A 6150-nucleotide genomic window follows, 5' to 3' on the forward strand; every position below is an offset into this window, starting at 1 on the left:
CACCGCAGGGGTGGCGGCATCAGTGGCGGACACGGCAGCAGGGCGATCTGGGGGCGAGCATTTCACGGCGGCCCCAGCAGCAGGGCCGCACCGGGGGGACTGCCGGAGCTGCCGGGGCTGCAAACATTTGTTCAACAGCTCCCGTTGCTCCTGGCAACGAGCCGTAGGTTGGCGCAGCCCGGTTCGCTCTCGTCAATGACCGTGACCGCCAGCAGCGGCAGCACCAGGGTTGCTCCCCAGCGCTACGACACCCTCCCGCTGTCCAGCGTCCGTCAGGCGGAGCAGGAAGACCGCTTCCCGGATGGGGGTGAGCTGAACAATCTGGTCACGTTCTTTCAGAGCGGCCAGAGGCGGGTTGAGGCAGCCCGTCGCATTTCGGACAATGCCGACTTCATCGTGGCCAAGGCGGCCAACAGGATCTTCTCGGGTGGAACGCCGCTCTCCTACCTGGATGCGCCCCTCAGTCCTGCGGCCCGCTCGGGCAGTCAGACCGCCGTGCTGGCAGCTGATCAGGCCGCCTTTCGCCGTTCGGTCGAAACCTACGCAGGGGCCAGCGGCAGCACCGGCCGCGGCAACCTGATCAGCCGCCTGCTGGAGGGAGCTGGTGGCGACGCCGACGTGCGCGTGGTGCTGCCGACCGGCTTCTCGCCGATTTCGGTGGGCCTGTACGGCACCGCCAGGATGCGGAAATCGATCCGCGACCTGGCCTGGTTCCTGCGCTACGTGGGCTACGCCCTGGTGGCCGGGGACCCCAGCATCCTGGCCGTCAACACCCGCGGCCTCCGCGATGTGCTGGAGAAGGCCTGCTCCTTGACGGCCACCAACGTGGCCCTGCAGGAAATGCGGGCGGCTTCTGCCGGCCTGTTCAAGGCCGAGCCTGGCACCCGCCAGCTGGTGATCCAGTATTTCAATGTGCTCATCGCCGAGCTGGCGATTCCCACGCCCTCGGCTCGCCAACGGCTGGGCAGCTCCGTGACCCAGGGGCTGCAGCTCCCCGCCACCTACGCCCTCGGCGCCCAGGGCAAGGCCCTGCGCTTCGTGATGAAGCCGGCCATGACCGGTGCCCAGAAGGCCGAGGTGATCCGGGCGGCCTACCGCCAGGTCTTCGAGCGCGACATCGTCAAGGGCTACGGCCAGGAGGTGTGCTCCGTGGAGGCCACACAGACGCGCCAGGGACAGCTCTCGATGCGCGAGTTCATCCGCGCTCTCGGCCGCAGCCGCGACTACCAGAAGCAGTTTTACGGCCGCTTTTCCAACAGCCGGGCCGTGGAGCTGGCCTTCCGCCACTTCCTTGGCAGGGGCCTCAGCTCAAGAGAAGAGTTCACTGCCTACTTCGACATCGTCAGCGCCCAGGGCCTGCCCGGTCTGGTCGACTGCCTGGTGAACTCGATGGAGTACGCCCGGGTCTTCGGTGAAGAAACCGTTCCCTACCTGCGTGACCTCGGCGAGGAAGCCCAGGAAAGCGCCGGCTGGGGTTCGAACCGCAAGCTCTTCCGCTTCAGCGCACCCTTTGAGGGAGCCCCCCAGTACGTCACCCTCTACGCCTCCTACCGCCAGCCCTATCCCGATCAGCACCCCTACGGCGGCAGCAACGATCCGCTGGGCCTCACCTACGGCGCCATCTTCCCCTCCAGCACCGCCAAGGTGGCCACCCGTCCCGCCCCGTTCGGCTATGACAGCCGCCGCATCCTGATCGGCAACGGCCTGAACCAGCCCGGCCAGATGGACAGCCGCCAGTTCCGCAAGGCCGTTCCCCGGCGGGTCGGCCCCAAGGTGGTTCGCCTGCAGCAGATCGCCACCGGTGGCAACTCCGTGCCCCGCCGCGGCGGCCAGCCCAATATCCGCGGCACCGAAGCCAGCACCCAGGCCGTGATCAATGCGGTGTACGTGCAGGTGCTCGGCAACGCCGGCTATGCCGGCGAGCGCAACAAGGTGGAAGAGATCAAGCTGGAGAACGGCGACATCAGCCTGAGGGAGTTCGTGCGCCAGGTGGCCCGCTCCAACGCCTTCCGCCGGCGCTACTGGAGCGGCCTCTACATCACCAAGGCCATTGAAGTGATGCATCGGCGCCTGTTGGGCCGCCCCAGCTTCGGCCGCTGGGAAATCGATGCCTACTTCGACACAGCAGCTCGCCAGGGCTTCTATGGCGTCATCGACGCCATGCTGAACAGCCGGGAGTACAACGACTGCTTCGGCGAGGACACGGTTCCCTTTGAGCGCTTCGTCACCCCGGCCGATCGCACCGCCCGCAAGGTTCCTGGTCTGAACCGGCCCTTCAACGCGGCCGCCTACCCGGACCTCACCCCCACCAAGCGCCCCGAGGTGGCTCCGCCCCTGGCCGTGCGCACCGTGGGCGACATCACCCCGCGCAACCTGCCGCAGCGCAGCGAGGTCATCCGCGGCGTCTGGAGCGCCAAGATTGTCGGTGGCGAGGTCAACCGGCCAGCCGGCCCCCAGACCTCCAGCGCCAGTGTCCGCCAGCAGCCTGCGCCGCAACGCACCTGGCGTGCCCCTGGAGTCAATGCCTTCTGGAGCACCCCCGGTGGCCAGGGCTTTGAGAGCCCCTCTGCCGCCCAGGCCCCGCTCGCCGGTGGCTGGAGCAAGGCCGTTGCTGGCAACCTGGCGGCAGCGCCCGCCCTGCAACCTGGAGCGGCCATGCAACGGGCCCTGCGTCCCGCCCAGCCCCAGGGCTTCCGCCGGCGCCAGAGCCTCGGGCGTCCGGTGCGCGTGGGCCGCACCGCCAGCGAGGCCCAGGTGCAGGAAGCCGTCACCACTACCTACCGCCAACTGCTCAACCGCATTCCCCTGCGGGTCGAGCGCCTCAAGGATGCCGAGTCCCAGTTCCGCAACGTTCAGCTGACGGCTGCCGAATTCGTGGCCCAGGTGGCCACCGGTGAGTTGTTCCAGCAACGGCTCAACCGCATGGCACCGCTTCGGGCGGCTTCAGCGGCCTACCTGGCGCTGCTGGGACGGGCGGCCCAGCCCCAGGAAGTGAGCCGTTATCTGGCCACGAGGGGCGCCGCCGGTCAGGTTGCTGCCGTGCAGGAGCTGCTGAACAGCCAGGAATACGCCGAGGCCTTTGGCCAGGACACGGTTCCCTACGTGCGCGGTCTGGACACAGCTGATGGCATTCCCATCAGCACCGTGAACCGCACGGCGGCTCTCTATGGTGGCAACGGAGGGCTGAACCCAGCCCCGGGCGGAGCCATTTAGCGGAGGCCTCAGACCCTTCCTGAGCTGGGGCAAAGGCTCTGGAGGAGCCCGGACCCATGAGCACGCCTGGGCCAGATGCCCCAGGCTCCGGGCCACAACACCGCCACTGCGGCAGCCATTGATCAATCGGCTGAACGGTAGCCATCAGATTGCCTCAGCAAGCCTTGCGCCCTACATCAGTCGATCCTTGCTGGATGAGACCCTGAGGCGATAACACCCATGAGCGCGACATCCTCTGCTGGGGAGAACTTCAAAGAGAGGTGATTGATCACAGCAAAACTATGTCTGCATACCAATCCTTTGCTGGAGCCGATGGAGGCAACAGCCACCCCTGCAGATGACCCCAGCCAGGAGCGTCGCAGGGTTTATTCACTATTGGAAACATCCACCAAACCCCCTGCGCCCCAGTGCTTTTCCTTCAACGTCAGGCCATGAAGAACTGTTACCGGAGCAGGAGCCATGGCGGGGCCTTGGCGCAGAATGATTCGGCGATCGGCGCGAGTCGATCACTCCCTTACCCACCGGATACCGGTCTCCGTCAAGGCGGCCGCTTGTTTCGAGGCAGAACTGCATGAGCATCGTCTCCAACTCGATCATCAACGCGGACGCCGAAGCCCGCTATCTCAGCCCTGGCGAACTCGACCAGATCAAATCCTTCGTGACCGCAGGCCAGCGCCGTGTGCGCGTGGCCCAGGTCCTGAGCGAGAGCCGCGAACGCATCGTCAAAACGGCGGGGGGTGCGCTGTTCCAGCGGCGTCCCGACGTCATCTCCCCTGGCGGCAACGCCTATGGCGAGGAGATGACCGCGTCTTGCCTGCGGGACATGGACTATTACCTGCGCCTGGTCACCTACGGCGTTGTGGCCGGTGATGTGACACCCATTGAGGAAATCGGGATCATCGGTGCCAAGGAGATGTACCGCTCCCTGGGCACGCCTCTCGATGCCATGGCTGAGGCTGTGCGCGAGATGAAGAACGTGGCCACCGGCATGCTCACGGGTGGTGACGCCGAAGAAGCTGGTTTCTACTTCGACTACGTCATCGGCGCCCTCTCCTGAGGCTGCTCTTTCCCTTTTCCTCCTACGCCTTCAGCAGGATTCATGCAAGACGCCATCACCAACGTCATCAATCAGGCCGACGTTCAAGGCCTGTATCTCGACGGCTCCGCCATGGGTCGTCTGGAGCAGTACTTCGCCAGCGGTGAGCTGCGCGTCCGTGCCGCCGCCACGATCAGCGCCAATGCTTCCGGCATCATCAAAGAGGCTGTAGCCAAGTCGCTGTTGTATTCGGACATCACCCGTCCGGGCGGCAACATGTACACCTGCCGTCGTTATGCGGCCTGCATTCGCGACCTCGACTACTACCTGCGCTACGCCACCTACGCCATGCTGGCGGGTGACACTTCCATCCTGGATGAGCGGGTTCTCAACGGCCTCAAGGAAACCTACAACTCCCTTGGTGTGCCCATCGGCGCCACGGTGCAGTCTATCCAGGCCATGAAGGAAGTCACCGCTTCCTTGGTGGGCCCCGATGCCGGCCGTGAAATGGCCGTCTACTTCGACTACATCTGCTCGGGTCTGGGCAACTGATCCAGAGTTTCCGTCTATCCCTGCGGATCACTCCATGCGCCTGTTCAAAATCACTGCCTGCATCCCTTGCCCAGAGAAGTCGCGCACCCAGCGCGAACTTCAAAACACCTACTTCACCAAGTGGGTGCCCTACGAGAGCTGGTTTGCTGAACAGCAGCGAATCATGAAGCAGGGCGGCAAGATTCTTAAAGTTGAACTTGCTACCGGTGGCCGTCAAGTGAACGTCGGCAACTGAGTGAATCCTGGTTCATTCTGTCTTCTCGCTTCACCCAGCACCTCACCAGCCCGGCCACGTGCCGGGCTTTTTCATGCTCACCAACGCGCAGCGATCCATGACAGGACAGCTGCATGGGCGGCCTCAAGACTCGACAAGCAGGGGTGAGACACGTCTCAATAGGAGTCCTTCCTGGTCCTGCCAGGCACCGTTGCCCACTCCGTGACCTCCACTGCTGCGACCACAGCCGCACGGCCACGACGGCCGGGCCGCCGGCCCCACACCGTTCAACCTGGGCGGCCCCTTAGGCCTTGGCCATGGGCCGAGTGGCCTGCGGAAGCGAGGCTGCTGCTGGCCCTGGTGGCCCTGTGGAGCCTGATGGGCTTGCTGGTGCTCGCCTCCGCCAGCTGGTGGGTGGCCGAGCGGGAGATGGGCGATGGCGCTTTCTATCTCAAGCGCCAACTGATCTGGACGGTGGCCAGCTGGGGACTGCTCTGGATGGCCGTGCGCACCAGTCTGCGGCGCTGGCTGCATCTGGCTCCCCTCGCCCTGTTGATCGGCACCCTGTTGGTGGCCGCCACCCTGGTGGTGGGCAGCACCGTGAATGGCGCCAGTCGCTGGTTGGTGCTCGGCCCCATCCAGATGCAGCCTTCCGAGCTGGTGAAGCCCTTCGTGGTGCTGCAGGGGGCCGCCCTGTTCGCCCACTGGCGCCGCATCAGCCTCGACCAGAAGCTCCTGTGGCTGGGCGTGTTCGGAACCCTGATCCTGCTGGTGCTCAAACAGCCCAACCTCAGCACCGCCGCCCTCACCGGACTCCTGCTCTGGCTGATGGCCCTGGCTGCCGGGGTGGGGCTGCCCCTGCTGCTGGGGGCCGCCACCGCGGGGGGCCTTATGGGCTCGGCCAGCATCCTGATCAACGACTACCAACGCCTGCGGGTGATCTCGTTCCTGGACCCCTGGCGGGACGCTCAGGGCGACGGCTACCAGCTTGTGCAGAGCCTGCTGGCCATCGGCTCCGGTGGGCTGCTCGGAGAGGGATTCGGCCTCTCGACCCAGAAGCTCCAGTACCTGCCGATCCAGACCACCGACTTCATCTTTTCCGTGTATGCCGAGGAATTCGGCTACGTGGGCTCGG

Annotated in this window: 5 protein-coding genes; all 5 read left to right on the forward strand. The window is 65.5% G+C overall.

What is annotated here, in order from left to right; all coding sequences use genetic code 11:
- The first annotated feature begins 195 nt into the window (after positions 1–195).
- Positions 196–3213, forward strand: a complete 3018-nt coding sequence (locus IQ216_RS10825; protein ID WP_193815471.1) for a phycobilisome rod-core linker polypeptide — start codon at positions 196–198, stop codon at positions 3211–3213.
- A gap of 571 nt (positions 3214–3784) precedes the next feature.
- Positions 3785–4270, forward strand: coding sequence for an allophycocyanin (locus IQ216_RS10830; RefSeq protein ID WP_186698798.1), 486 nt, complete (start codon positions 3785–3787; stop codon positions 4268–4270).
- Between the two features lie 42 nt (positions 4271–4312).
- On the forward strand, positions 4313–4801 hold the full coding sequence (apcB, locus tag IQ216_RS10835; protein ID WP_186698796.1) for an allophycocyanin subunit beta: 489 nt from the start codon (positions 4313–4315) through the stop codon (positions 4799–4801).
- Positions 4802–4835: 34 nt separating this feature from the next.
- A complete protein-coding gene (locus tag IQ216_RS10840) occupies positions 4836–5036 on the forward strand; it encodes a phycobilisome linker polypeptide (protein WP_186698794.1) in 201 nt (66 codons plus the stop codon).
- 324 nt (positions 5037–5360) lie between these two features.
- On the forward strand, positions 5361–6150 hold a 790-nt coding region (locus IQ216_RS10845), incomplete at its 3' end, for an FtsW/RodA/SpoVE family cell cycle protein (protein WP_228007406.1).

This window comes from Cyanobium sp. LEGE 06143 (assembly GCF_015207535.1).
Taxonomy (GTDB): Bacteria; Cyanobacteriota; Cyanobacteriia; order PCC-6307; family Cyanobiaceae; genus NIES-981.

What these genes read in the sequence shown, in the direction of transcription:
- apcB (WP_186698796.1), top strand. Translation starts at nt 4,313, where the DNA reads ATGCAAGACGCCATCACCAACGTCATCAATCAGGCCGACGTTCAAGGC.
- IQ216_RS10840 (WP_186698794.1), top strand. Translation starts at nt 4,836, where the DNA reads ATGCGCCTGTTCAAAATCACTGCCTGCATCCCTTGCCCAGAGAAGTCG.
- IQ216_RS10825 (WP_193815471.1), top strand. Translation starts at nt 196, where the DNA reads ATGACCGTGACCGCCAGCAGCGGCAGCACCAGGGTTGCTCCCCAGCGC.
- IQ216_RS10830 (WP_186698798.1), top strand. Translation starts at nt 3,785, where the DNA reads ATGAGCATCGTCTCCAACTCGATCATCAACGCGGACGCCGAAGCCCGC.